Raw genomic sequence first — 21,527 nt, forward strand, 5'->3', positions numbered from 1 at the left:
CGGGCCCACGGAGCAGGACCGGAGCGAGGGAATGCCGAGCCTTGGCGAGGCACCGAACGTCAGGGGCAAGAGCCCTTTGGTTACTTTGGGGCTTTTCCAAAGTGACCCGCCGTAAGGGCGGAACCGTTAACGGCCGTTACCGCAGCAATGGATATGTACACCTGAAAGGGCTGCCTCCGCAGCCTCACCGAATCGGCTGGACAACCCGGAATCTTCAGCCGTTTTCATCACCCCGACAGCCGTTATCAACCGGGATTTTCCCGCCTCGAAACAGACAATGAGCCCCTCTCGACCCTCATGAGTCTGTGCCCATGCAAACCACCAACACGGTATTAATGATTCGCCCGACACGTTTCTCCTTCAATCAGGACACGGCGGCGAACAACCGTTTCCAGCGTCCGGCAGCCATAGCCGAAGACGTACAACTCAAGGCCCTTGCCGAGTTCGATGGCTATGTCGCCACGTTGCGTCGGCACGGCGTCGAGGTCCTGGTGCATAACGATCGCGAAGCGCCGCATACCCCGGACTCGATCTTCCCCAACAACTGGTGGAGCACCCACCCGGACGGCACCTTGGTGTTGTACCCGATGCAGGGCCACAACCGGCGCCTGGAGCGGGACAAAGGTGTACTCGACGGGTTGCTGGGCGAATACCGGGTCGAGCAGGTGCTGGACCTGTCCAGCCTCGAAGAGCAGGAGATTTTCCTCGAGGGCACCGGCAGCATGGTGCTGGATCGGCAACAACGGATTTGCTACGCCGGGTATTCCACGCGCACCCACGCACAGGCCCTGGATCAGTTGGTCAGCCATTTGGGCTATGAGCTGTGTGCGTTCAACGCGGTGGACCGCCAGGGCGTGGCGATTTATCACACCAATGTGATGATGAGTGTCGGCACCCGCCTGGCGGTGGCGTGCCTGGCATCCGTGCCTCAACCAGGTGAACGTGCGGCGCTGCGTGAACGGCTCGAATCCAGTGGCAAACAGGTCGTGGCCCTGAACTGGGCACAGCTGGAGTCCTTTGCCGGCAACATGCTGCAAGTGCACAACGCAGCGGGCGAGCCGCTGCTGGTGATGTCGCGCACCGCCTGGCAATCGCTGGACGCCGGTCAGCGTCGCTTGATCGAAACTCACACCACGCCGTTGCCGGTGAACATCGACACCATCGAGCGCATTGGCGGCGGCAGTGCACGCTGCATGCTGGCCGAGGTATTCCTGCCCAAACGATCTCCGGCTAGGAGCGGGTGTGATGACGCAGTTGCGCCGGACTCACGCCAAGGCGTTGCCTGAAGGTGGTCGCCATGTGCGCCTGGGAGTTGAAACCGCAGGCGTAGGCGATTTCCGTCAGCGTAGCCGTTGAGTCGAGCATCAGGGCTCGGGCCTTGGCCAGGCGTCGGTCGATCAGGTAAGCGTGCGGGCTTTTGCCTGTGGCGTTTTTGAATGCCCGCATGAAATAGCCTTCGGACAATCCAAGCAGGCCCGCCATTGTCGATACGCTCAACGGGCCATCGAGGCCGGCATCGATGAACTCATCGAGCAAGCGCATCCGCTGGCCGGTTATCGAGCCATGGGGCGCTGTCGACAGGGCTTCGCTACCCGTCGCCCGCTCGGACAAGGCGAGTGCCCAGGCCTCCCAATCGTCGTCCACGGAGGCCTGCAACAGCGCGGCGCGCATTCGCCGCGCGAGGACAGTGGCTTGCGGATCGATGCGATTGTTGAAGGCTCGATCCCCCACCAACGCAATGCCGTCGGTGCGTATCACCCGCAGATATTCACCGCCCTTGGCTGATTCGGACAGCACGTCGCATCCGGCGGGGATGAACGCCAGGCCGTTGGGCATGGCAGCGAAGGGTTGTACCCGGTCGCTGCCGATAGCGTGCAGGCCGCGCTGGCTGTCGAAGGCAAAACCGATGCCCGCCTGGGTCGCTACATACCGGGTGGCGTAGGCGCGCCCAGGCAGCAATTCGATCGCCCAGGGGCCTGCCTCGATACGGCGGATCGGTTCGGACGGGAGCGGTGGCGGCAGACGGTTTCGATGACTCATGAACACCATAGTAGTGAAGGTGAGGCGTAAAAGTCAGGTCAGTTTTCTGAAAGCCGCAAGACGGTGCCCATGTGCAGACTGGGCAAAATCTCAGGGGGACAACTCATGCACAAATTGACTCGCGACGATATCGAACAGGCTGCCCGCAACGTCTACCAGGTAATGCCTGCCACCGCCCAGTACCCTTGGCCCTTGCTGGCCCGACGGTTGGGTTGCACGGTGTGGGTCAAGCACGAAAATCATACGCCTACCGGCGCTTTCAAAGTGCGCGGCGGCATCACCTTCATGCACTGGCTCAAGCGCGAACACCCGGAAGCGAAGGGGATTGTCAGCGCTACCCGCGGCAACCATGGCCAGAGCCTGGCGCTGGCGGCGGGCGCACTGGGCTTGCAGGCATTGATCGTGGTGCCGGAAGGTAACTCGGTAGAAAAGAACAACGCCATGCGCGGCTTTGGCGCTGAAGTGGTCGAGTATGGCCGCGACTTCGATGAAGCCCGTGAGGAAGCTGCACGCCTTGCGCGCGCGCATGGCCTGTTCCTGGTTCCGCCGTTTCACCCGGAGTTGGTCAAAGGCGTCGCCACTTATGCGCTGGAGTTGTTCAATGCTGCGCCTGACCTGGATACCGTGTATGTACCGATTGGCTGTGGATCGGGGATCAGTGGGGTGATCGCCGCCCGCGATGCGCTGGGCCTGCAAACCCGGGTGGTGGGCGTGGTGTCCACAGAAGCGGCGGCCGCACAGTTATCGTTTAATAGCGGAGTCATATGCGAAACCGCCTCGGCAACCACCTTTGCCGACGGTCTGGCCGTACGCAAGCCAGTGCCAGAAGCTTTTGCCGTGTATGCGGCAGGTGCGGCGCGGATTGTAGCGGTCAGTGATGCGCAGATTGCCGAGGCCATGCGCGTGTATTACACCGATACCCACAACCTGGCCGAAGGGGCCGGTGCGGCGGCGCTGGCAGCGCTCATTGCCGAGCGTGAAGACATGGCGGGGAAAAGGGTGGGGGTGATCCTGTCCGGCGGAAACGTCGACAGATCGGTGTATGCGCGAGTGATTGCGTGACAGAATCGCGCCCCGATCCGGCCAGAGGCGCCGGACGTTGCTGGTGAAGAGGGGTCGCAGTTGAACGAACAGACATTGTCCATGCGCCTGGAACGCGTGGCGGCACATGTGCCAGCCGGTGCGCGTCTGGCCGATATCGGCTCGGATCATGGCTACCTGCCGGTGGCGTTGATGCGCCGTGGCGCTATCACCTCGGCGGTGGCCGGCGAGGTGGCGTTGACGCCATTCCGTTCGGCCGAACGCACCGTGCGCGAGAATGACCTGGACCTGCAGATCACCGTGCGCCTGGCCAACGGCCTGGCGGCTATCGAGCCGGGAGACGGGATTACGGCGATCAGCATCTGCGGTATGGGCGGCGAAACGATCCGCGACATCCTCGACAGCGGCAAGGTTTGCCTGAGCGGTCAGGAGCGCCTGATCCTGCAACCCAACGGCGGCGAGCAGCCACTGCGCCAATGGCTGATGGAAAATGGCTATCGCATCCTCTGCGAAGAAGTGCTGCGGGAAAATCGTTTCGACTACGAAATCATCGTCGCCGAGCGCGCCGCGCCAGTGATGTATACCGCCGAGGAGCTGTACTTCGGCCCGTTGCAGATGCAGGCCCGCAGTCCCGCGTTCCTGATCAAGTGGCAACGCAAGCTGCGCCAGAAGCAGAAGACCCTGGCCCACTTTGCCCGGGCGCGTCAGGCCGTGCCCGAGGACAAGGTGCAGGACATCGCGCGCCAGGCCCGGTGGATCTCCCGATTGCTGGCTTGAGCCCGTTCCGGGATTGCTACGAGTCTTCGCTTGCACGGAAGCCGGATCCCGCTTTTTCCGGGCGACGACCTGTCGACAATTTTCACCATCGGTCGGGTCAGGCGATATAAATGTGACTCGATGGCGGTTTTTTTCAGGAGTGGTTTCGGAAACGATTCAGCCGCATAGCTACGCGGGTTTCAGCGAAGGTGAGAGGTACTTCCGGGCGCTGGATTCAGTACCGTTTGTCGAGCGTTTTGCTCGAAAAATGAACGATCGGGAAATGCAGCGCTCCTATGCTCCAGCAGGCGGATCCTTCGAGATTTCGCGTTGCACTCACTAGAAAAATAATGGACGAATACCTCATCTGCATCGAATGGAATGCACATGGGGATTTTTTTTACCTGAGACCTGGAGTGATATTATGCCGTCATCACTGACTCGCTGGGCGAGTCGCTCTCTCTTGTAATCCCAAATTATTCAGTTGCTTTAATCATTGCAAACTTGATCCTGTCGGCGCGATTAATTAATTAACTCGCGAGCCTGGAACATGGTCAATTTGCACTGCCGCAATAAGTGGAGATGTAATCGTGGATATTAATACAATTATCGGCCTGTTCGGCCAGAAAGAATCCATGGAGTTTTTACGTTTAGGAGTTGTTTACGTTCACCTGTTGGCTTGCTGCGTAGCCATTGGTCTGGTGTTTGCCAGCGATGCCGCAATGGTCAAGGACTTATTGAACGGTCGCGTGTCGTCGGGGCACGACAATGATCATATGGCCAGTCTTCAGAAGTCTGTTTCCAATGCGCTGATATTCTTGTGGGTGACCGGCGCTGCGATTATTGGCATTGATTATCTTGATAAAGGAATGACCTATTTCGCCAATCCGAAACTTCAAGCCAAAGTCATTATAGTTTTGCTGCTGACATTCAACGGCATGTTGTTGCACCGCTATGTATTGCCGGCAATGCTGAAGGCCGGATCGTTGCTTGATCTGCAGATCAATGTACGAATGTTTGCCTTGTTCTCTGGTGCACTGTCGGGCGTGTCCTGGCTGTATGCCGCCATGCTCGGTGTCGGACGACCGCTGGCCTGGAAATATTCGCTCACCGAACTGCTGATGGCTTATCCGGTGTTGATCGTGCTCGGCTTTGCGATGATGGTGGCGTTGACTCAGTGGGCCCGTAAACGCAATGCGGCAGCGCCTGTTGAAGAGACCACCTGGATGTTCGCTGGAATTCCTGCGCGGTGAGCTGATCGGGTAAAACCCTTTGCACCTTACGAACATCAGACCCCCCTCCTGTAGGAGCGAGCTTGCTCGCGATGGACTAAAGAGCGCTGTGTTTAGCCAGTAAACACGCGGCATCGTTAACGACCATCGCGAGCAAGCTCGCTCCTACAGCATTACCCCCTTGCGAGGGGGTTTTTTGTGCGTGTGGGTATTGGGAGGTCAAAGAAAACCGGCTCGATTGGCCGGTTTTTTTATGTCTGTCAGCGTGCTCTGGGACGAGCTCAGTTCCTGTGCCGCCGAACGAAAGCTGGCAATCAACCGTTCGGCGAGGGGAGGGTAGCAAGGTCGGCCTTGAACCTACCGCTCATCGCCAAGCAAAAAAATAAGCTTTGACATCATTGGGACTTTGGCTGAGTATTCATCAATCGCATGCGATCTAGTCGAATGCGATTACAATCAACGACAGTCCTTGCCGTTTGGAGATTCAGCCATGAACACCGGAAGCAGCCGCAAAATGATCAGCTCCACCGCTCAAGCTTCCCATGGCCACAACGGCAACAACTGGATCATTGCACACGCGAATTGATGGACGTTGTGTTTTTTAATATCACATACATCGCACACGATAAAATCGTACGAAACATTAAGCCCTGAGGAAATCCCCATGAGCAAAATCGAAAAAGTACTGGCTACCGGCAAAACCCACACCACTCACAGCCGTGTCGGTGGTCACAACGGCAACCTGGATATCGAGCTGTCGTCGCCCGGTTCCGCCCAGCCGGCCCACGTCTTTACCGCCGTCCAGCCACACCCGAAAGCCGAGCAACTGTTTGCCGGGGCCTGGTCGGCCTGCTACACCGCGGCAGTGGGGCTGGTGGCCCAGGAACGCAATATCGTGTTGCCGTCGGACATGGCCGTCGACATTGAAGTGGACCTGGGCCAGACTGGTCCGGCGTATTTCCTTCAGGCCCGACTGACACTGCGCGTGCCAGGTCTGGCACACGAGGTCGCGACCGAACTGGCGCATATCGCCGACTCCATCTGCCCTTACTCCAAAGCCACACGCGGCAATATCGACGTTGCCCTGAACGTTATTACGGAGTGATGCTTGGGTGCATCGCTAATATCGCATACGATACAAGCGTATACGAATATAACTGACTGTAATTCTGAGGAAACCATCATGAGCAAGATCGAAAAAGTACTGGCCAGCGGCAAAACCCACACCACTCACAACAGCGCAGGCAACACGTCGCGCGGCCATAACGGCAACCTCGACATCGTACTGTCGTCCCCAGGCAGCGACACACCGGCACACGTGCTTACCGCCGTCCAGCCGCACCCGAAAGCCGAGCAACTGTTCGCCGGAGCGTGGTCGGCCTGCTACATCGCAGCGGTGGGGTTGGCTGCCCAGCAATTGAAGGTGGCACTGCCGGCCGACACGGCCGTCGACATTGAGGTCGATCTGGGCCAGACCGGCGCGGCGTACTTTCTCCAGGCGCGGCTGACATTGCGCGTACCGGGGCTGGATCACGGGGTGGCGACTGAACTGGCCCACAAAGCCGATGCAATCTGCCCGTACTCCAAGGCTACACGCGGCAACATTGATGTCGACATCAATGTCCTGACGGCATGACCCACGCGAAGGCTGGCTCACCGGGGATTTCCCCGGTGAACCGGCCTTCGGTGTTTATACGCATTTCCGATACCATCGCGTACGATGTATAGTCTCGGTCTCGCAAGATTGACCCAAGGGAACCCCCCATGAAAAACACCGGCAAGCTATCCGCCCTGGATCTCAAACTCTCCGACTTCCTGTGTTTTGCGGTCTATTCCACCAACCTGGCGTTCGGCAAGGCCTACAAGCCGATGCTTGAGCGGCTCGGCCTGACCTATACGCAATACATCACCCTGGTTGCATTGTGGGAGGAAGATAACCAGACCGTTGGCAGTCTCGGCGAAAAGCTGTTTCTTGAATCCAATACCCTCACGCCGATTCTGAAGAAGCTGGAAGCGATGGGTTATCTGCTACGCCAGCGCGACCCGGAAGATGAACGCCAAGTGCGGATCAATCTCACAAAAGAGGGGCGAAAACTGCGTGAAGACCTCTCCGAAGACGGCTTCCCGCAAACCGGTCTTGATCCCGACGATTTCGTGCAAATGCAGAAGGCAATTGTGAAGTTGCGGGGTAATCTCATCCGGACGACGAAAGACAGAGAGTAAGTTGTATCAAGTAAAGCGAGTGGTCCCCCCGATTTCGGAGTGAACTCCCCCCACTAATGGGTGCTATTGCTCAGCAGTATTCGCGCCTTCATTCGCATAATATTTCAATATCCGGCCAATGTTTGCTGGGCACTCAGGTCATCGCACATATATTGCTGCAAGGGTGGCAGAGTAATTGCTGAGTGAGCCTATCCCATTCATGAAAGGTGCAAAGTCGGGAAGCTGTGGAGCTGTCAGTACTCCATTGAGTGATCGCATGTAACCATCGGTTTGCATCACGAAATACCCCTGGCTACTCAATAGAAGTGCTGCAGTCATCCTCTGCGACCGTCCAGGGGAAATGCCAATGAGCCACTCCAGATATACGTGTGCGCAGGTAGCGCTGCACGGGTTTTCGGTACTGATCATTCTATGGACGATCTGCGCCGGCGCTTACACGGCGCTGTTCAATGTACCGACAGCCGTCAAGCTGGCCATTGTCGATTTGAATATTTCCCTGGCGACATTGTTCATACCGTTTTTCCTGCTGTTCGGACCTTTCGCTCGCCGACTTTTGTGTTTTCTGGTTTGCCTGCTGATGGTAACGCTGGTGGCAGCCGACGAACCTCAGGGCAATGACAATCAAGCTAATGAGAAGTGGCTGGAGCCGGCACGCTCCAGGCTCATGCATGTGACTGGCGGGATGCCGTTCTTTCCGCATCGGGCCAACACCCCCGGCAACCTGGTCTTGAATGTGAAGGACTTCGACAATGCCCAGGTCTGTGGCGCTTGCCATACGGAGATCTACAGGCAGTGGCGCTCGTCGATGATGTCCCAGGCCTGGGATGAGCCTGTTTATCGGGCCTTGCTCAAGCGCGCGAGTTCGGCCACCGAGGGCAAGGTCGACAACTTCTGCACCGGCTGCCATACCCCGATCGGTCTCACGACCGGGCAGATCAATTCGGAAGTCAATCGCTCCTCGATTGAAGACAGCGCGAAGAATCACCCGATGCCCGGGGTCGATTGCGAGACCTGCCACAACATCAGCGCCCGTACGGGCCTCGATAACGGCGCCTATGTGCTGAGCCCTCGAGCGCACGGTAAACCGACCAAGTTCGGCCCGCGTAAAGATGCCGTTTCGCCTTATCACGACACCGTGTATTCCGCTCTGCACACGCGCTCGGATTTTTGCGGCACTTGCCACAACGTTACGCACCCGTTCAGCAGTGTGGCGGTCGAGCGCACCTATGACGAGTGGCAGGAGAGCGCCTACAGCCTTAACGATGTCACCTGCCAGAGCTGCCACATGCCGGTTTTTGCGGGCAAGGCCGCGATCATGGGGCCAGACCGCGAGGAGGTTTCCTCGCATTGGTTCAGCGGAGCCAACGCGATGATGCTCAAGCATCTCGGTCAGGAAGAGGGCGCGCAACGCGCACGCAACATGCTCGGGCGCGCGGCGGAAATAAAGTTCGAGCAACTGCCGGCAACCATCATTCCCGGGCAATACACCTCGGTCGCAGTCAAGGTTTCCAATGTCGGCGCCGGACACAAGCTGCCGACTGGCTTTCCGGAGGGACGGGAGATGTGGATCGATTTCCGGGTGCAGGATGCCGGTGGTCGCGAGCTCTATCGACTGGGTTCGATCAAGGATGGCAAGACCGAGAACGACACACGAAATTTCAAAGTGCACATAGGCGACAAGGACGGCAATCCGTTGGACGTCGAGGTCTGGAATGCCACGCAAATTCTATCGGACAACCGCATTCTGCCCAAAGGCTACGATATCCGGGAATTCTCCTTCCTGGTGCCGGCCGACGCCGTCGGGCCGCTGACCCTGACTGCCAACCTGAACTACTGGCCGTTTTCGCAGAAGCTGGCCGACTACCTGCTCGGCAAGGATAAGTTGAAGGTGGAAATCACCGAGATGGCCAAAGTCACGCAGAGCGTCCCCTTGTCCCCGATCACTGCGTCCCGCCGATAGCGGCATATCCGTGTGATCTGTAGCCGGGCCCTTGGCTGGATACCCTGCCTGAATTTGCAAAAGCGAAAAAGCGGAGGGATTTGCTTTTCACGCAGTGCCAGGTGCAGTTGGTAGCGCCTTCAGGCTTGCTCCCGAAACATCAGCACCACGACGGTGGACGAGTTCCTGCGACAGGAGCGAGTCGGGGTTCAGGCCTGTGCCGCGCTGGCGAGGGCCAGAACCCATTCGACGAGCGGATCAGGCCACAGTCGTGTGACTGGCCGGGCTACCACCCCATTCGAGGAAACGGATCTTGTGAACCTCACCCTCGCTGTCTTCGTAGACCAGGGTCACCGGTACCATGCCGGTCTTGTCGGATGTGTCGGTGCGCTGCAGAACCCGCTTCACATCGATTTCCATTCCGTAGTGGTATTCGACGGCCGAAACATGCGCGCCGGGTTCTTGCAGGCCGTTCTGGTCAAAGACACTTGGGGCGAGACTGGAAATCACGGCACTGACAATTGTGGCCATATTCATAACGCTGTACCTCTGTTTTTGTTCGCTTGACAAGGACTTCATGTGACACGCCTTGAAAGTGAAGTTCACTAAACCGCGACGAACGCACCGGCCCGGCTCGCCTGTAGTGGCTTCAGGCTCCCGGCTATTCCTCGGGCTTGACGCCTTGCGACCGTTCGTCCTTTAAACGCCGTATTTGTTGGGCCAAACGCCTTTTTGGGATGAGGTCATAACATGTCATGACGGATTTTTGCGCAAGGTTTCACGCGGCGGCTGTGACGTTTCATGGTGCGAAAACGGCGGAGAAATGTTCAGTGCTCTGGCTGTATGTACCCGGGCGCGGGAGAGCGGCTGTTGGTCGGATGAATGATGGATCCGGGTTTTATGGACCCCTCCGTTCAATGGCGTTTTCAAAGGTCTTTCAAAACAATGGGTTGGGGTGTGAATCTCAGAGCCTTGTCATGATGAATGCTTGTTGAAGCTCGAATTTTCATCCGACCTAAGTCTTATTTCCCAACGCCTGGAGCCTGGGACATACAACGGGTGACCGGCGTTATCCCGGCTTCCCTGCTATTAATCAATGAGTACTCCAGTGCTGATCCTTTTGGGAGCGCGTCATGAATCCAGTCATCCGCATCTGCATTGCCGACGATCATCCGATGTTGCGTGAGGGTGTTGCCAATACATTGAGGAAACGGGCGGATCTTCAGGTCGTGGAGCAGGGCGCCAATGCAGACGATGCCAGGGATATTGCCCAGAGGGTGCGGCCGGATGTGATGCTGATGGACGTCAATATGCCGGGCGATGTTTTCGCCACGGTGCGCTTCATTTCCACCCGGCTGTCAAATGTGAAGGTGCTGATGCTGACGGTTTCGGAATCCGAAGATGACGCCTTCATGGCACTGGAGGCCGGCGCTAGCGGGTATGTGTTGAAAGGTGTCAGCGGACCGGAACTGGTCCTGGCGATCAGATCGGTTGCCAAGGGTGAGACGTATATCACCCCCGAGTTTGCCAACAAACTGCGCAGTAACAGCAAGCAACACGAAGCGGAAATTCACAAGGGTGATCTGACCCATCGCGAGGAGCAGGTCATTCGTGAAGTATCAAAAGGCCTGACCAACAGGGAAGTTGCGTCAAAGCTGTTGATCAGCGAAAAAACCGTCAAGCACCACATGGGCTGCGTGATGCAGAAACTGCACGCCCGAAATCGTGTCGAAGCGGTCGCGGCCCTGCGGCGTTATACCGAACACGAAGCCGTCGGGCGCCTGCACATCGGCGCAGGGGAAACACCAATGGATTCCCGGAGCGGCTCCTGACTAGAGTTTGAACTGTGCATTGACCGACGTACCCGTGGCGCCGGAGTCGATGCTGAACAACCCGCCCAGAGACTCGACGCGATAACGCAAACCGACGAGCCCCAATCGGGTTCTGCCGGATGTCTCTTGCAGCATGGCGTCCGCCGCCATGCCTGGACCACTGTCCCTGACGCTGATGTTCAATACTTCATCAAGATATTGTGCCTGGATGACCTGCCCCTCGCCGTCGGCATGACGGTAAGCGTTGTTGAGAGCTTCTTGTACAAAACGGTACAAACAGAGTTTGAGCGGCAGTGGCGCGGCCTTCGGTAGCGGCCCCAGGGTTAATGTGACTTTGGTGCCGGTACGTTGCTCGTGCCGTTGCGCCACCAGTTGCAACTCTTCCACCAGGCTCACGTCATTGATTTCCGGAAGTGCCAGGCCCCGTGATAAATCGCGGACCTCCCGCAACGCGTCGGTGGCGGCGCCACGAATGGTTTCCATCGACTCCTGATCGACTGCGGAGCAGTTTTCGGCCAGGTCGTCGAGCCGGATCAGAATCAAGGTCAATAACTGCGCCGGCCCATCGTGCAGGTCTGCACCAATGCGCCGCAAGGTGAGTTCGTTGACCCGGGAAAATTCCTGGGTAGCCGTCGCTATCTTGCGTTGGAGTTCGGCATTGCTGATGTGCAAACGGGTTTGCTCCTGCAGCCGCAAGTGCAGTGCCACTTGTTGTTGCTGGATAATCCTGTCACCGCGTCGCACGATGAAGAAAAGCAGCGACAGCATGGCCAATGTCGCGGCGCCAACGACCTCCCATACCTCCTGTCGGACCCGATTGACCTCGCGCTTGAGGCTATCGGCCTTTTCATAAAACTCGCCCACCGCAATGATATTCCCGGAGCTGGAATCCCGCAGGGGTGCGTAGATCTCATAGAGCGGCACGTTGAGTTCGCGCTCGAACTCGTTCTCATCCTCGTCCAGGTCTTTAAGGTCGGTGACTACTTTGCCCTTGAGTGCCTCGGCGATCTCATCCAATGGAAACTTGCGGTTGGTGATGGCTTTATTCGTGCCGTAGATGACCGTGCCATCCGCACGCCAGATCTTGACCGAGACAATGTGATGTTTAAGCGAACGGCTTTCGGTGAGGCGGTCAAGGGACTGGGCACTTGCAGCCGAAAGGCCGTTGTCCCGGCTCATCTCCTGCACATAGGGCTCCAGAAAGGTATCCATGTACTGGGCGCCTGCTTCTGCTGCACTTTGTACCGCGGCATTTTCTATTCGTTCGGTAACCAGATTGCCGACGAAGAACATGGTCAGTCCCAGGATCACCGCAGCGGCAATCACAAACTGGGTCGAGTGACTCAGCTTGCGCGCCCGGCCCCAGATCCGTGTGTGCCAGACGCCATTGCGAACCACGCCGGAAACAGGGGGCGGTTCGACCAACACCTCAGTCTCCTGTGCGATCAGAGTCTCGTTTTCCGATTCGGCTTTCGCATTTTTTGCCATCGCCCTGGTTCCCTGATCATCGTGACAAGTCGGCTGGAAACCCTGCAGCCCGACGGATATCCGGAGATTGGCTGTCGGCGCCATGCCCATGACTGACAGTAGTTCACTGCATAGCGATCCGACAGCTTCACTGATGGACTACACACCACGGATGATAGTCAGGTTGATTGTCCTGGCGAAGTTCAAGCTTGCGCTGTGCTGACCTTGCCAGTGGCCGTGGAGTTTTTCCGGACGGCCTGATACAGCAGGCTGGATACCATGAACCCGAGAATGGCCAGCAGACTCATCAACGAGAAGACGTAGTTGTAGCCCTGTTGACCCGGGAAGTGGTCGAGTATTGCGCCATAGATGACGTAGGCAAACATGCCGGGCGCATAGCCGATCAGGCAACCTATGCCAAAGGCCGAGCCGGTGATGTGCGGGGCAATGCCGACTTCACCCATGGGTGCCCAGAACACGCCGCGCATGGAAAAAACGATCAGCGCGAAGGAGAGGGTGGCGGCCATGCCGGCGTAGATGAAATCCGGGCTTTTCGGGATGAGCATGATGGCGCCCATCAGCGGCAGTAACGCCAGGAATGCCCATTTCAGATAGCGGCTGGAACTTTTGAACTGCTTGTCGGCAATGAAACCGCCGGCGGGGCCACCGAGGATCTTGAGGAAGTACTGGTTGATGATGCCATAGGCGCCCACCAGGGCCACGGGCAGTTCGTACATGTCCTTGAGGTAGGGAATGAAATAGGTCAGGCCGCAGTACACGATGTAGACCATGAATACGTTGAGGCTGACCAGCCAGATACCCGGCACCTTGATGGCCTCGAACAGGTTCGCCAAACCGTTCTTCGGCTTGGAGGTCGACTGGGCACTGCCGCCCTTGAGCAGCAGCCAGGTCAGGGCGCCGGCAAGAATGTCGATGACCGAGTAGAAGAGGATTGCCGATTTCAGGCCGTTTTCACCGGATCCCATGGCGACGAAGACGCCCAGCGCGGCGAACGCGATAAAGGTATCGATGACGCCACGTCCGCCTTCGAGAAGGCCGAACAGACGCCCCTGTTCCTGATCGTCACCCAGATTGCGGATGGCCTTGAGCAGCGAAGGCCAGAAAATGCAGTCGGCACATACGGCCAGCAGGCAGAACACGATCAGCAGATTATTGAAGGGCGGAAAGGTCGCCAGGTAGAGCCCGAGGCTGCCAGTACCGATCAGGCCGATGGGGATCAGCCTGCGCGTGTCGTACCGGTCGGCGAGCATGCCGCCCACCACAAACAGCGCGGTGGCGATGATGGCGTTGGCGCTCAGCAGCAGGCCGATTTCAGTGTGGGTCAAGCCCATGAATTCCTGCATGGGGATATAGAAGGCGTCTTTGAGATTCGCCAGCTTGTAGATGGTGCCGCCACCGAGGATGAGAATCAGGAATCTGAGCCATTTGGCCTTGTCTTGGGATGTCATTATTGTTCTCCAGGCGTAATTGGATAGGCAGTGCCGGTCGGCACAGCAGGTTCAGGCGTCAGGGCAATGGGCCAGGGTCAACTCGGCCAGTGTCCGGAACTCGGCCAACAGGTTTCGTACGTAGGCGACCTGGTTGTTTGCCCACCGGTGTTCATCGGCCAGCATTCGCTCCAGCGAGTAGCCTTGCGGCAACGCTGTTTCACTCATTTCCCGGTACGCGATGAACGGGTCGGCGGCTTCGTCAAGCTGGCGGAACGCCGGGGCGACGTAGTGGTTTTCCTGCTCGAGAATGAAGGCGATCACTTGCGGAGTTGATTCGCCGAGCATCAGCAGTTCGAACAACATGCGAGCGTTGGGCAGGTCGTCTTCGGCACAGCCCTGCAGCACGCCGTAATGCCCGAAGCCGTTTTGCTCGGGGACGATGCGCACACCCTTGAGGTGGGTCTGGCGTATGTGCGGCGCCAGGGTGCGCAGTGCCGCCATTGGCTGTTCGCAGGCATTGATCATGTTGCCGAAATCGAACAGGGCATGCAGCCGTGGGTGGTTCAGCCGGTTCAGCAGTTGCGCGATTTCATCACTCTTGAGTTCCTCGTGCTGCTCGAAGTCGAAGAACAGGTCGTGCTCTTCTGCCTGTTGCGCGAGGTAGCCGAGGTCTGTCTCGATCAGGTCCATGACCCCGGACAGTGCCCCTTCGTAGCGTGAGTAGACACGGATGTTGCGGGTGCCCAGCGCCTTGGCGATGGCGATCACCTGATCGACATCTTTTTTCAAGGTGCTGCTGATTTCCAGATGCACATCCAGCCCGAGTGCACTGGCCTTGGCCGCGAATGCCTGAAGCTGTGCGGGCGTCATTTGACTCAGGCTGTTTGCCTCACCGTCGAGCAAGTGCAGGCTCAGCCCCTGCAGTTCGTGGCGATAGGCGAAGTCCAGCAGGTCGCCAGGGGTGACACGGCCGTGGGTCAGGTTGGTCAGCAAGGGGTAGGCGTGTGCAAACAGGCGCAGTTGCCCGAGTCGGTCGAGCAACTGGCGGGCCAGTGCCTCGGTCAGTACGGGTGGAGCACCGGCCTCGACAGCCTTGTGGCTGAGCAAGGCGTTGAATCGTTCCTGGATCTTATTGTTCATTCGAGTCGTTCCTGGTTCAGACGCCGGGTCTGCCGGCGCAGCCTTTATCGCGCCAGTCAGGAACTCTCGATAGATCCATTATCAGTTAAATCATAAGACCACTTGCCTTGGGTCAAGTGGCCTGCTGCAGGTAGCCCAACTTGCTCAAGGCCTCGGCAAACGCCTCGACGCGCGCTTGGGCCTGGTCCTCAGGGGTGCTGGCAAATCCGATCAGTAGCGCCGGCGGCAAGACTTGCCCGACGCAGTAGTCACTCAGGGCATAGGTATGAATGTCATGCTGGCCGAGTTCCTTGGCCAGGGTGTCGTCATCGAGATGCGCCGGTAGCCAGGCGATCAGGTGCATGCCGGCTTCCACGGGCGTGATCCGCAAGAAAGTGCCCAATCGTTGCTGCAGTTGTTCGACCAGTGCCTGTTGGCGAGTCTGGTACAACGCCCGCATTCGCCGAATATGACCGAGAAAGTGGCCTTCGCGCATGAAGTCTGCCGTGACGGCCTGCAGCAGTGTGGGCGGGCTGCGATCCATGACCGCGCGCAGGGTGCAGAAGGGTTCGATCAAGGCGTTCGGCAGTATCACGTAACCCAGTCGCAGCGAGGGGAAGAGCACTTTGCTGAACGTTCCGGCGTAGATGACCCGGGCCCATTGGTCCATGGCATAGAGTGCCGGCAGGGGACGGCCGTTGTAGCGAAACTCACTGTCACAGTCGTCCTCGATGATCCAGCTTTGATTGCGCGCGGCCCAGTCGATGAGTTCCTGGCGCCGGGCGTAACTCATGGTGATGCCCAAGGGGTGCTGACGTGAAGGGGTGGTAAACACCAGGCGGGCGTCAGGACACTGAGCCAGGCCTTGCTGGATATCGATCCCCTGTTCGTCGATACGCAACGGCACGACCACCCCCCCTTGGGCCTGGAGCGCAATTCGCGCCGCGATATGCCCGGGATCCTCCATCCAGAAGCTGTCCTGCGGATTGAGCAAAAGCATGCCCAGCAGGTTGAAGGCTTGCTGGGCGCCGGAAACGATGACCACCTGTTCGGCACTGCAGTCGATGCCCCGGGCATCGAAGACGTATTCGGCAATCGCCTCGCGCAGGGCCAGCAATCCTTGCAGTTCGCCATAGCCGAGCATGGCCTTGGTCGGTTTGTGCAGGTGGCGGTTCAACAGCCGCTTCCAGACGGTTTGCGGGAACGCATCGTAAGCAGTGTGACTGGGCAGGAACGAGGTCGGGCTCCCGGTCGCCCAGTCAGCATAGGAAACGCCGCGGAAATGATCGCTGCGCAACGACAGCATGGACTGGCTCAGATCGGACAGGCGAGGAGGCTGGCGCTGGTGCTTGTCGTCATCGATATCGCGGCCTTCCCATTCATGGCCGACATAGGTCCCGGCCCCGGTCCGCGACGTCAGAAAACCTTCGGCAATCAGTTGATCGAACGCATTGAGAATGCTGATTCGCGAAAGCTGCAGTTCTTTGCTCAAGGTCCGGGTGGACGGCAGGCGTACGCCGCCCTGAATTCTGCCACTGAGAATCTGTTTGCGAATCTGCAAGTAGAGCTGGCGGTACAAGGGGATGGAACTGGCACGGTCCAGCTCGATACCTGACAACAGCAAACCGGCGGAGGATTTCATTATTTGTTCGTCTGGATGGAATGTGGTCTGGCCTGAATGCCGTCAGGCAACTGGATGCGAAAGGGTATCGAGCGGTGCTGGATAAGTCATCCACCACAGGCATCGATGCGGCGCCCGGGGACGGCATTTTCCATGGCAATGAAAGGCCAGTACCATGACGGCCACCTCTTTACCGACACCGACAATCAAGCCGGCAAATAACCCGGTGAAGCGTTTTTCAATGGAGCGACACATGACATCAGGACAATGTCTTTGCGGGGCTGTACGTTTTTCCCTGGCGGTTGAACCACGATTTTTTTATCGCTGCCATTGCACCCTGTGCCGCAAGCAAACCGGGGTTGGCCATAATCTCGCCACGCTGGTCAAGGCTGGCGACTTTCGCTGGGACGAAGGCCAAGGTGCGATCACCAGTTGGCGCAAACCCAGCGGCTACAGGAATGACTTTTGCTCGCAATGTGGCTCGACCGTGCCCAATCCTCTTCGCGAGACGCCTTACTACTGGATTCCGCTTGGACTTCTCGATGTCGGGTTGAACATGGAGTGTGTTGGCGATTTCTGTACCGATGACGCGATGCCCTGGGATGAACAGCGCTCGGAAAAAAGTCATTGCGCAGCCCCGGATTCACTTGGGTTTATTCTGCGTGAGCTCCAGGTCGACACTGACGAATAGAATTCCGGGCACTGCCCAGCACTAACCTGTGCTGGCATGGTCAATAAACCGCGTTCGACCCTCGGCGGACGAACTGCCCGGAACCGACCGGCCCCGCATCGGCAATTTGATCAAGGACAGTGAAAGCATGCTCGCCGCCACATAACCAGCAACAGCCTCTACCTGGTTCCGTGAATCGGGACTCGCCATACGGTTACCCCTCAACTCCATTCGAAGATTTAACCCATGTACCTACGCAAAATTGCAGTTGGGCTGTCGGCCCTTGTTTTGCTCTCTTCCGGGGCAGAAGCCCGCAGTCTGCTGGATCTGCTCAAGCCGCCCGCTGCGCATCATGAACAAACGTCCCGCTCGGGCTCGATCAGCCAGAGCGCGGCCCTGGACCTCTACTCGAACAAACAGAGACAGGCGTCGTTTGACGGCTGCGCAGATCTGTTCCCGGCAGCGAAACCGATCAACACCGCGACTGTGCCGGCAACCATGAAACCCATGGCTTTGTGTTCCGACAATTTCGCAGTGCTGTACTCGCAGACCAGCAAGACCCCGCTGGTCGTGGTCGAACGCCTGAATGCAGCCCAGTTGCAGGACGCCAAAGGGGAGGAGCGCACCAACCAGTTCTACCCGGACCCACGCATCCCCAAGAGTGGGCGCGCTGAGTTGAGCGACTACCGCAGCCAGCATCCAGCCGTGGACCGTGGCCATCAATCCCCGGCCGCCGATGCACCGAACCCCAATGCCATGGCCCAGTCCTTTGCGCTGTCGAACATGGTGCCGCAAGACCCGACCAACAACCGCAAGATCTGGAGCAAGATCGAATCGGATGTCAGGAAATTTGCCAGGCGAGCCGATGGCAACGTGTTTGTCTTTACCGGTCCGCTGTTTGACCCTGGCCATTCCACCATCGGCGACAACCAGGTCTGGGTGCCGACGCGCCTGTTCAAGCTGGTGTACGACGCATCGTCGCAACGTGCCTGGGCCTACGTGCTGCCTAATGGTGAAGCCCGTATCGAGAGGCCGATGGACTATGAGACTTTCGTGAAGAGCACCGGCCTCAAGCTGCTGGGGAATCTACCGGTCACGGGTTCCGCAGGGCGCACCTGACGGCGGGATGAACAGCACCCCAGAGGTTGGAGACAACCGATGGGGTGTTTCATCGCCATGAACCAAGCAAAAAGGTCCGGAAAATAATCCGGCAAGAAGTAACAGTTTGGAAATTTGAACTATACCCAATAGGGCAATCGCTCCTGACCCCGGGACATGATGCCTCCTCAGATACACGTCCCAGGAACTTCAACGTCAAGCAGACCGAGAGATTCTGGTTATGAACGCTTTGAAAACCGCGGCCAGCGATAGGGTCCGGGATTCCTTTCGTGATACCCGTGCAATTTTCCTGTCTGGCGCAGCGCTTCTTCGTCCTGATCGTGACCATGATTCGGGAACACGACGACAGCTGCATTCTGCGCAGCACCCGACCCGCAAGGTTTACGTAATCAAGCAGTGAGCATTAGCCCCTGTCCGGCTGCGTGCTGCACGTCGCCAGGCCAGGTTCAAGACTCTGAACAAGGCAAGGAGTTTGCGATGGCTGATTCAAGCAAGAAAATGAGCCTGATGGGGCTCACGACGCTGGTCACGGTTAACATGATGGGCTCGGGTATCATCATGTTGCCCACCAATATGGCGCAATTGGGGGCCGTCTCGCTGCTGTCATGGATCTTCACCGCGATCGGCTCGATGGCCATCGCCTACTGCTTTGCCCAATGCGGGGTGTTCTGTCCGCGCTCCGGCGGCTTGTCCGCCTACACCGAAGAAGCCCATTCAAAGTCGGGCTTTTTCCTCTGCTCGTACCTGTACTTCCTGTCACTGGCCATCGCCAACGTGGCCGTGGCCATTTCGGCGGTGGGCTACATGACTGCCTTCGTGCCGTGGCTGGGCACGGGCGCCATTCCGCTGTGCGTCGGCACGATCGCGCTGATCTGGCTGACCACCTTCGCCAACTTCGGTGGCCCGGGCATCACCGGCAAGATCGGCGCATTCACCGTGTGGGGCGTGATCATCCCGGTAGCGGGCCTGAGCATCATCGGCTGGTTCTGGTTCAAGCCCGATGTGTTGGCCGCCGCCTGGAACCCGAACAGCCTGCCGACTTCCGAAGCCATCGCCAAAGCCATTCCCTTGACCCTGTGGGCCTTCCTGGGCATGGAGTCGGCGGCCCAGGCCACCGATGCCGTGGAAAACCCCAAGCGCAATGTGCCGTTGGCCTGCCTGTTCGGTACCCTGGGTGCCGCCGTAGTCTATGTGCTGTCGACCACCGTCATCCAGGGCATCATTCCCAACGCCGAGCTGGCCAAGTCCTCGGCGCCGTTTGCGCTGGTCTACGCCACGATATTCAGTCCGATGGTCGGCCATATCGTCATGGCCCTGGCGGTCATGGCTTGTGTCGGTTCGCTGCTGGGCTGGCAATTCACCCTGGCGCAAACCGCGAAGATGACGGCTGACCAGAACCTGTTCCTCAAGCTGTTCAGCAAGGTCAATTCGATGAATGCGCCCGTCGTCGGCATGATCGTCTGCGGCGTGCTGCAGACCCTCATGGCCCTGTCGACCATCTCGCCCGACGCCGCCGCCCAGTTCAGCAAGCTGGTCAGCCTGGCAGCGGTCACCAACCTGATCCCCTATATCACTGCGCTCACGGGCCTGCTGGTGATCATGCACAAGGCCGGGGTCTCGCAAGCGATCTACTCGCGCAACGTGGTGGTACTGATCATTGCGATAACGTACTCCTTGTACGCCCTGTATGCCTGCGGCAAGGACGCAGTGATGGGCGGCACCCTGGTGCTCGCTGTCGGCTACCTGCTTTATGGATTCCTCGCCAAGCGCTTTACCGAAGCGACACCGGCCAATCAGGCCAGGGCCGGCAATCCTTAGGCGTGGCCATCAGGACTGCACAGACATCTGCATACGGGGAAACCGGACATGAACGTACCATTTGCCACAACCACCAGACTGTTGCTGGCCTTCGCACTCTTGACGCTGCCGCTAGTGGCCGGCGCCAACACCCTTGAACGCGTGCGCAGCAGCCACACTTTTACCCTGGGTTACTTGCCTGACCTGGCCCCCTTCAGCAAGCAGGAAGGCGATAAAGCCAGCGGTTATGCCATCGACCTGTGCCTGAAAGTCGCTGACAAGCTCAAGAGCGAACTGGGCCTGCCCGACCTGCAAGTGCACTACCAGCCTGTAAAGATTTCGGACGAGGTCAGTGCCGTGAGCCAGGGCAAGGTCGATATCCTCTGCACACCGACTCCGCCGACCCTGGAGCGGCGCAAGATGATCAGCTACTCCATACCGATCTACACCGCCGGCCTTTCGGTGGTGGTGCGCAACGATGCTGCCGAACCCTTGCTCAATGTGCTCAATGGCAAGGTCGCCAATACCGGCCCGACCTGGCGTGCCAGCATCAACAATGGGCTGGCCAACCACACCTACGCGACCCTTGAAGGGGGCGTGACCGAAGACTGGATTCGCGAGCAGATGCGCCTGCTGAACGTGATCGCCTCGCTGGTGACCGTGGCCAACATCGACGAGGGCATCAAGCTGGTTGCGCAGGGCAAGGCCGATGCCTTCTTCTCCGAACGCATGCTGCTGCGAAACGAAATCGCGAAGGAAGGCGCGGCCAGCAACCTGATGATCCTGGACCGAATCTTCGAGTATTCGCCGGTGGCGATGATCGTGGATCGCAACGACGAAGACTTCCGCTTGCTGGTCGATACGGCCCTGAGTGAAGCCTATTACTCGGGCTTCGTGGAAAAGGCCTACGACCAGTATCTGGGCGGGACCAACGCGACCGTGAAGAAACTGTTCAGGGTGTATGCATTGCCTTGATGGATTCTGTAGGAGCGAGCTCGCTCGCGATGGACGTTAACGAAAACGCGTGTTCATTGAATGAACGCAGCGTTCTTGAGTCCATCGCGAGCGGGCTCGCTCCTACAGGTGAGCAGCGTCAATTGGCGGGGACCATGGTGAAAGAAGGCGCGCCAGCAACCGACCGTGAAGAAACTGTTCAGGGTGTATGCGTTGCCCTGATGGGTTCTGTGTAGGAGCGAGCCTGCTCGCGATGGACGTTAACG

19 protein-coding genes are annotated in these 21,527 nt (G+C 58.4%); 13 read left to right on the forward strand and 6 right to left on the reverse strand.

The annotated features are described in order from the left end of the window. The first annotated feature begins 311 nt into the window (after positions 1-311). Positions 312-1,286: a citrulline utilization hydrolase CtlX gene (gene ctlX / locus ACCD00_RS25090; RefSeq protein WP_413428004.1), complete on the forward strand. Its 975-nt coding sequence runs from the start codon at positions 312-314 to the stop codon at positions 1,284-1,286. Here the strand turns inward: ctlX and ACCD00_RS25095 are convergent. After that, complete coding sequence (locus tag ACCD00_RS25095) at positions 1,231-2,049, reverse strand: helix-turn-helix transcriptional regulator (protein ID WP_413428005.1); 819 nt, start codon at positions 2,047-2,049, stop codon at positions 1,231-1,233. The two genes, ctlX and ACCD00_RS25095, sit on opposite strands and share 56 nt — an antisense overlap. A gap of 96 nt (positions 2,050-2,145) precedes the next feature. Here ACCD00_RS25095 and ACCD00_RS25100 point away from each other — a divergent pair, with 96 nt between their 5' ends. From ACCD00_RS25100 to ACCD00_RS25130, 7 genes are all read left to right on the forward strand, one after another. Then, the gene (locus ACCD00_RS25100) at positions 2,146-3,102 is read left to right on the forward strand and encodes a threonine dehydratase (RefSeq protein ID WP_413428006.1); all 957 of its coding nucleotides are present in this window, start codon (positions 2,146-2,148) and stop codon (positions 3,100-3,102) included. Positions 3,103-3,162: 60 nt separating this feature from the next. Then, positions 3,163-3,858 carry a tRNA (adenine(22)-N(1))-methyltransferase gene (locus tag ACCD00_RS25105; protein ID WP_413428007.1) on the forward strand — a complete coding sequence of 232 codons (696 nt, stop codon included), beginning with the start codon at positions 3,163-3,165 and terminating at the stop codon, positions 3,856-3,858. A 614-nt stretch (positions 3,859-4,472) separates the two neighbouring features. Beyond that, positions 4,473-5,090 (forward strand): hypothetical protein, encoded by a 618-nt coding sequence (locus ACCD00_RS25110; protein ID WP_413428021.1) that lies wholly within the window; start codon positions 4,473-4,475, stop codon positions 5,088-5,090. Positions 5,091-5,733: 643 nt separating this feature from the next. After that, positions 5,734-6,174: an Ohr family peroxiredoxin gene (locus ACCD00_RS25115; RefSeq protein ID WP_413428008.1), complete on the forward strand. Its 441-nt coding sequence runs from the start codon at positions 5,734-5,736 to the stop codon at positions 6,172-6,174. A 78-nt stretch (positions 6,175-6,252) separates the two neighbouring features. After that, the gene (locus tag ACCD00_RS25120) at positions 6,253-6,705 is read left to right on the forward strand and encodes an Ohr family peroxiredoxin (RefSeq protein ID WP_413428009.1); all 453 of its coding nucleotides are present in this window, start codon (positions 6,253-6,255) and stop codon (positions 6,703-6,705) included. Between the two features lie 128 nt (positions 6,706-6,833). Further along, positions 6,834-7,292, forward strand: coding sequence for a MarR family winged helix-turn-helix transcriptional regulator (locus ACCD00_RS25125; RefSeq protein WP_413428010.1), 459 nt, complete (start codon positions 6,834-6,836; stop codon positions 7,290-7,292). Positions 7,293-7,638: 346 nt separating this feature from the next. Further along, positions 7,639-9,252 carry a multiheme c-type cytochrome gene (locus ACCD00_RS25130; protein ID WP_413428011.1) on the forward strand — a complete coding sequence of 538 codons (1,614 nt, stop codon included), beginning with the start codon at positions 7,639-7,641 and terminating at the stop codon, positions 9,250-9,252. Between the two features lie 237 nt (positions 9,253-9,489). On the opposite strand, the gene ACCD00_RS25135 is transcribed toward ACCD00_RS25130, so the two are convergent. Beyond that, positions 9,490-9,768, reverse strand: a complete 279-nt coding sequence (locus ACCD00_RS25135) for a DUF2790 domain-containing protein (protein ID WP_413428012.1) — start codon at positions 9,766-9,768, stop codon at positions 9,490-9,492. Positions 9,769-10,364: 596 nt separating this feature from the next. Here ACCD00_RS25135 and ACCD00_RS25140 point away from each other — a divergent pair. Next, on the forward strand, positions 10,365-11,063 hold the full coding sequence (locus ACCD00_RS25140; RefSeq protein WP_413428013.1) for a response regulator: 699 nt from the start codon (positions 10,365-10,367) through the stop codon (positions 11,061-11,063). On the opposite strand, the gene ACCD00_RS25145 is transcribed toward ACCD00_RS25140, so the two are convergent. From ACCD00_RS25145 to ACCD00_RS25160, 4 genes are all read right to left on the reverse strand, one after another. Beyond that, positions 11,064-12,551, reverse strand: a complete 1,488-nt coding sequence (locus tag ACCD00_RS25145; protein WP_413428014.1) for a sensor histidine kinase — start codon at positions 12,549-12,551, stop codon at positions 11,064-11,066. 182 nt (positions 12,552-12,733) lie between these two features. After that, positions 12,734-13,999, reverse strand: a complete 1,266-nt coding sequence (locus tag ACCD00_RS25150) for an MFS transporter (RefSeq protein WP_413428015.1) — start codon at positions 13,997-13,999, stop codon at positions 12,734-12,736. A gap of 51 nt (positions 14,000-14,050) precedes the next feature. Beyond that, positions 14,051-15,121: a sugar phosphate isomerase/epimerase family protein gene (locus tag ACCD00_RS25155; protein ID WP_413428016.1), complete on the reverse strand. Its 1,071-nt coding sequence runs from the start codon at positions 15,119-15,121 to the stop codon at positions 14,051-14,053. A 112-nt stretch (positions 15,122-15,233) separates the two neighbouring features. Next, complete coding sequence (locus tag ACCD00_RS25160; RefSeq protein WP_413428017.1) at positions 15,234-16,742, reverse strand: PLP-dependent aminotransferase family protein; 1,509 nt, start codon at positions 16,740-16,742, stop codon at positions 15,234-15,236. A 232-nt stretch (positions 16,743-16,974) separates the two neighbouring features. Here ACCD00_RS25160 and ACCD00_RS25165 point away from each other — a divergent pair, with 232 nt between their 5' ends. The 4 genes from ACCD00_RS25165 (at position 16,975) to ACCD00_RS25180 (ending at position 21,282) form a co-directional block, all read left to right on the forward strand. Continuing rightward, positions 16,975-17,412 carry a GFA family protein gene (locus ACCD00_RS25165; RefSeq protein ID WP_413428022.1) on the forward strand — a complete coding sequence of 146 codons (438 nt, stop codon included), beginning with the start codon at positions 16,975-16,977 and terminating at the stop codon, positions 17,410-17,412. A 225-nt stretch (positions 17,413-17,637) separates the two neighbouring features. Then, complete coding sequence (locus tag ACCD00_RS25170; protein ID WP_413428018.1) at positions 17,638-18,510, forward strand: DNA/RNA non-specific endonuclease; 873 nt, start codon at positions 17,638-17,640, stop codon at positions 18,508-18,510. Between the two features lie 477 nt (positions 18,511-18,987). After that, positions 18,988-20,328, forward strand: coding sequence for a putrescine-ornithine antiporter (gene potE / locus ACCD00_RS25175; protein ID WP_413428019.1), 1,341 nt, complete (start codon positions 18,988-18,990; stop codon positions 20,326-20,328). A 48-nt stretch (positions 20,329-20,376) separates the two neighbouring features. Continuing rightward, positions 20,377-21,282 (forward strand): amino acid ABC transporter substrate-binding protein, encoded by a 906-nt coding sequence (locus tag ACCD00_RS25180; RefSeq protein WP_413428020.1) that lies wholly within the window; start codon positions 20,377-20,379, stop codon positions 21,280-21,282. The last annotated feature ends 245 nt before the right edge of the window (positions 21,283-21,527 follow it).

This window comes from Pseudomonas sp. Pseusp3, from assembly GCF_047304225.1.
Taxonomy (GTDB): domain Bacteria; phylum Pseudomonadota; class Gammaproteobacteria; order Pseudomonadales; family Pseudomonadaceae; genus Aquipseudomonas; species Aquipseudomonas fluorescens_CD.

Coding starts and splice junctions, on each gene's coding strand:
- ctlX (WP_413428004.1), top strand. CDS start 312: ATGCAAACCACCAACACGGTATTAATGATTCGCCCGACACGTTTCTCC.
- ACCD00_RS25095 (WP_413428005.1), bottom strand. CDS start 2,049: ATGGTGTTCATGAGTCATCGAAACCGTCTGCCGCCACCGCTCCCGTCC.
- ACCD00_RS25100 (WP_413428006.1), top strand. CDS start 2,146: ATGCACAAATTGACTCGCGACGATATCGAACAGGCTGCCCGCAACGTC.
- ACCD00_RS25110 (WP_413428021.1), top strand. CDS start 4,473: ATGGAGTTTTTACGTTTAGGAGTTGTTTACGTTCACCTGTTGGCTTGC.
- ACCD00_RS25115 (WP_413428008.1), top strand. CDS start 5,734: ATGAGCAAAATCGAAAAAGTACTGGCTACCGGCAAAACCCACACCACT.
- ACCD00_RS25120 (WP_413428009.1), top strand. CDS start 6,253: ATGAGCAAGATCGAAAAAGTACTGGCCAGCGGCAAAACCCACACCACT.
- ACCD00_RS25125 (WP_413428010.1), top strand. CDS start 6,834: ATGAAAAACACCGGCAAGCTATCCGCCCTGGATCTCAAACTCTCCGAC.
- ACCD00_RS25130 (WP_413428011.1), top strand. CDS start 7,639: ATGAGCCACTCCAGATATACGTGTGCGCAGGTAGCGCTGCACGGGTTT.
- ACCD00_RS25135 (WP_413428012.1), bottom strand. CDS start 9,768: ATGAATATGGCCACAATTGTCAGTGCCGTGATTTCCAGTCTCGCCCCA.
- ACCD00_RS25140 (WP_413428013.1), top strand. CDS start 10,365: ATGAATCCAGTCATCCGCATCTGCATTGCCGACGATCATCCGATGTTG.
- ACCD00_RS25145 (WP_413428014.1), bottom strand. CDS start 12,551: ATGGCAAAAAATGCGAAAGCCGAATCGGAAAACGAGACTCTGATCGCA.
- ACCD00_RS25150 (WP_413428015.1), bottom strand. CDS start 13,999: ATGACATCCCAAGACAAGGCCAAATGGCTCAGATTCCTGATTCTCATC.
- ACCD00_RS25155 (WP_413428016.1), bottom strand. CDS start 15,121: ATGAACAATAAGATCCAGGAACGATTCAACGCCTTGCTCAGCCACAAG.
- ACCD00_RS25160 (WP_413428017.1), bottom strand. CDS start 16,742: ATGAAATCCTCCGCCGGTTTGCTGTTGTCAGGTATCGAGCTGGACCGT.
- ACCD00_RS25165 (WP_413428022.1), top strand. CDS start 16,975: ATGACATCAGGACAATGTCTTTGCGGGGCTGTACGTTTTTCCCTGGCG.
- ACCD00_RS25170 (WP_413428018.1), top strand. CDS start 17,638: ATGTACCTACGCAAAATTGCAGTTGGGCTGTCGGCCCTTGTTTTGCTC.
- potE (WP_413428019.1), top strand. CDS start 18,988: ATGGCTGATTCAAGCAAGAAAATGAGCCTGATGGGGCTCACGACGCTG.
- ACCD00_RS25180 (WP_413428020.1), top strand. CDS start 20,377: ATGAACGTACCATTTGCCACAACCACCAGACTGTTGCTGGCCTTCGCA.